We start from the raw sequence: 2,500 nt of genomic DNA, 5'->3' as shown, positions 1-2,500 counted from the left end.
CGAGGAGTACTAATCGGCAGACACACGGCGGGTGCTAACGTCCGTCGTGAAAAGGGAAACAACCCTGACCTCCAGCTAAGGTCCCCAAGTCATGGCTAAGTGGGAAAGGATGTGAGGATCCCAAAACAACCAGGATGTTGGCTTAGAAGCAGCCATCATTTAAAGAAAGCGTAACAGCTCACTGGTCTAAATAAGGGTCTTTGCGCCGAAAATGTAACGGGGCTAAAGCCATGCACCGAAGCTGAGGATGTGCAGTTTACTGCACGTGGTAGCGGAGCGTTCCGTAAGCCTGTGAAGGAGGACCCGTGAGGGCCTCTGGAGGTATCGGAAGTGCGAATGTTGACATGAGTAACGATAAAGGGGGTGAGAGACCCCCTCGCCGAAAGACCAAGGGTTCCTGCTTAAAGTTAATCTGAGCAGGGTTAGCCGGCCCCTAAGGCGAGGCAGAAATGCGTAGTCGATGGGAACCACGTTAATATTCGTGGGCCTGGTGGTAGTGACGGATTGCTCAACTTGTACAGACTTATTGGATTGTCTGTGCGGGGACGCGGTTCCAGGAAATAGCTCCATCATTATAGACCGTACCCGAAACCGACACAGGTGGTCAGGTAGAGTATACCAAGGCGCTTGAGAGAACTATGTTGAAGGAACTCGGCAAATTGCACGCGTAACTTCGGAAGAAGCGTGACCCCATTTTACGCAAGTATTTTGGGGTGGCACAGACCAGGGGGTAGCGACTGTTTATCAAAAACACAGGGCTCTGCGAAGTCGCAAGACGACGTATAGGGTCTGACGCCTGCCCGGTGCTGGAAGGTTAAGAGGAGAGGTGCAAGCTTTGAATCGAAGCCCCAGTAAACGGCGGCCGTAACTATAACGGTCCTAAGGTAGCGAAATTCCTTGTCGGGTAAGTTCCGACCTGCACGAATGGCGTAACGACTTCCCCGCTGTCTCCAACATAGACTCAGTGAAATTGAATTCCCCGTGAAGATGCGGGGTTCCTGCGGTCAGACGGAAAGACCCCGTGCACCTTTACTATAGCTTTACACTGGCATTCGTGTCGGCATGTGTAGGATAGGTGGTAGGCTTTGAAGCGGGGACGCCAGTTCTCGTGGAGCCATCCTTGAAATACCACCCTTATCGTCATGGATGTCTAACCGCGGTCCGTCATCCGGATCCGGGACAGTGTATGGTGGGTAGTTTGACTGGGGCGGTCGCCTCCGAAAGAGTAACGGAGGCGCGCGATGGTGGGCTCAGACCGGTCGGAAATCGGTCGTCGAGTGCAATGGCATAAGCCCGCCTGACTGCGAGACTGACAAGTCGAGCAGAGACGAAAGTCGGTCATAGTGATCCGGTGGTCCCGTGTGGAAGGGCCATCGCTCAACGGATAAAAGGTACGCCGGGGATAACAGGCTGATGACCCCCAAGAGTCCATATCGACGGGGTTGTTTGGCACCTCGATGTCGGCTCATCGCATCCTGGGGCTGGAGCAGGTCCCAAGGGTTTGGCTGTTCGCCAATTAAAGCGGTACGTGAGCTGGGTTCAGAACGTCGTGAGACAGTTCGGTCCCTATCTGCCGTGGGTGTAGGAATATTGACAGGATCTGTCCCTAGTACGAGAGGACCGGGATGGACATATCTCTGGTGGACCTGTTGTCCTGCCAAGGGCATAGCAGGGTAGCTATATATGGAAGGGATAACCGCTGAAGGCATCTAAGCGGGAAACCCACCTGAAAACGAGTATTCCCTATCAGGGCCGTGGAAGACGACCACGTTGATAGGAGGCGTGTGGACGTGCAGCAATGCATGAAGCTTAGCCTTACTAATAGCCCGATTGGCTTGATCGTTCTCATTGACCATGCTCATCTTGAAGCGCATAGTGCTTCAATAATGGTTTTGTCCTCACGCTGTCGCATCCTTCGGATGCTGCGCTGCGGACGGCGCGCCGGACGCCCGGCAGCTCGGCTCTGCCGGCTGTGGGCGCCACGCAAAACCTTGATGAAAAAGACGTGTTCACAAAAAAAACTATTGGCTACTGCCTATTGGCTAAGCCCTAGTACCAGCTTCTCAAAACATTGCCCTTAGCCGACCTGGTGGTTATGGCGGGGCGGCTGCACCCGTTCCCATTCCGAACACGGCCGTGAAATGCCCCAGCGCCAATGGTACTTCGTCTTAAGACGCGGGAGAGTAGGTCGCTGCCAGGTCTGCTAAAGGCAATGTCAATCTTCTCAAAACAAAAACAAAACTAACGGCCCAGCCGATAAACAAAAGGGTCGCTCAACGCGGCCCTTAATCCGTTTGAAACATAACAAGGCCCAGAAGGCCGTGCCGAACACAATCCATCCAATGGATCAATCGCCAAACGGCATCACATCTGCAGGCCAAGCCTGATATCAATGCAGGGCAAATAAGCCCGAAAACAAATAACGCGGGGTGGAGCAGCCCGGTAGCTCGTCAGGCTCATAACCTGAAGGCCGCAGGTTCAAATCCTGCCCCCGCAACCA

The 2,500-nt window shown here is 53.9% G+C and carries 1 tRNA gene and 2 rRNA genes (1 of these 3 cut by a window edge); all 3 read left to right on the top strand.

Features of this window, described 5'->3' with window-relative positions:
• Window positions 1–1,843: ribosomal RNA gene (locus E8M77_RS16795) — 23S ribosomal RNA — on the top strand; it begins 1,126 nt to the left of the window's first position.
• 242 nt (window positions 1,844–2,085) lie between these two features.
• Window positions 2,086–2,200, top strand: a 5S ribosomal RNA gene (gene rrf, locus E8M77_RS16790).
• Window positions 2,201–2,423: 223 nt separating this feature from the next.
• Window positions 2,424–2,500, top strand: a tRNA-Met gene (locus tag E8M77_RS16785).

It is taken from the genome of Rhizobium sp. FY34 (genome assembly GCF_005222845.1).
Taxonomy (GTDB): domain Bacteria; phylum Pseudomonadota; class Alphaproteobacteria; order Rhizobiales; family Rhizobiaceae; genus Neorhizobium.
The sequence above is the reverse complement of the archived record's forward strand: the minus strand, read 5'-3'. Positions and strand labels throughout refer to the sequence as shown.